At 44.2% G+C, this 1,617-nt stretch carries 1 protein-coding gene; it reads left to right on the forward strand.

What is annotated here, in order from left to right; all coding sequences use genetic code 11:
- A partial coding sequence (locus VOR_RS17505) for a collagenase (protein ID WP_010320731.1) occupies positions 1-1,617 on the forward strand: 1,617 nt, incomplete at both ends.

Below are 1,617 nucleotides of genomic sequence, written 5' to 3' on the forward strand. Positions count from 1 at the left end.
GGGTATAGACAGCATTAACCGAGCGCTGGCGTTAGAGATTTCGCAATATCAAGGGACGGAAGCACAAGCCAAGTCTATCGCTAACTTAGGGGAGTTTATCCGTGCCGCGTATTATGTGCGCTATGGTGTAAAACAAGATTTTGGTGATTATTCGGACCAATTGAGTAATGCTATTGCGGATACGATTAACCAGTTTATGTTATCGCCTTATAGTTTGAGCTTAGGTCGTGAACAAGTGGCGGCCATGTCGAGCTTAACGTTAATGGTCGATAACGTGAAACGCCTACCTTTAACGATGGCGAATTTCATCGTGTTATTGGATGCCTTTAGCCCACAAACGGCGCAAGATGTACAGTTTGTTGATGGTTTAAATAATTTGTTCCGCTCAATGAGCGGACATACCTCACGTGATGATTTTTATCAACATATTGAAGCCCATCCAGAATATTTGGAGACACTGTATCGTTTTGCCACTGAACATGATTGGGCGTTAGGAACTGATGCCGATTTCATTTTGTACAATGCGGTGCGTGAAACAGGGCGCTTACTGGTTAGCCCTTACCCAAACACCAAAACCCGAGTTATTGCGATTTTAGAAAAAGTATTGGAACGTTACCCGCTGGGTGGACGTAGCGATAAACTCTGGATTGCTGCGGTTGAAATGCTTTCTTACTACGCCCATGAGACATTGGAAACGCTTAATTTAACGCAAGCTAAGCAGCAACTTGAACAGCGTATCATGCCAAATCGCCATCAATGCGATGGGCCTGCTATTATCCGCTCACAAAGCTTAACATCCCAACAAGCAGAGCAAGCGTGTCAGGTATTGAATAAGAAAGAAGCCGATTTCCATACCGTGGTAAATACTGGTTTCACGCCCGTGGCCGATGATCTCAATCAACAAGTGGAAGTGGTGGTATTTGATAGCAACGAAAGTTATGTCAGTTATTCCAACTTCTTGTTTGGCAATACTACCAACAACGGCGGGCAATACCTTGAAGGCAACCCGGCCGATGCCAACAACACCGCGCGCTTTGTTGCTTATCGATATGCGCAGGATGAGGCGTTATCTATTCTCAATTTAGAGCATGAATATGTGCATTATTTGGACGGACGTTACAATCAGTACGGTTCGTTTTCTCTCAATTTAAGTGAAGGCCATATCGTGTGGTGGTTGGAAGGCTTCGCTGAATACATGCACTATAAAAAAGGCTACCAAGCGGCGGTAGACTTAATTGCTGAGAAAAAACTGATCCTCACGCAAGTGCTGGCCACTACTTATCAAAATGACACCAATCAAATTTATCGCTGGGGCTATTTAGCGGTTCGTTTTATGTTGGAAAATCATCCAAATGAAGTGGATCAATTACTAGCGTTATCACGTAGTGGCGATTTCAAAGCGTGGGCTGAGCAAGTCAAACGGATTGGCAAAAGCCTAGACAGCGAATTTTCAACTTGGTTAGACACTTTGACAACGGGCAGTGGTAATCCAGAAGATCCGACTGTGCCGCCAATTCAACCAGAAGACACGATGAATTATTTAGCGTTAGGGCAGAGTGTTACCTTGTCGGGTGAGCAGTACAGTGAACAACTCTATTATATTGATGTTCCAGATGT

The sequence above is a fragment of the Vibrio ordalii ATCC 33509 genome (assembly GCA_000257205.1).
In the GTDB taxonomy this organism is placed as follows: domain Bacteria; phylum Pseudomonadota; class Gammaproteobacteria; order Enterobacterales; family Vibrionaceae; genus Vibrio; species Vibrio ordalii.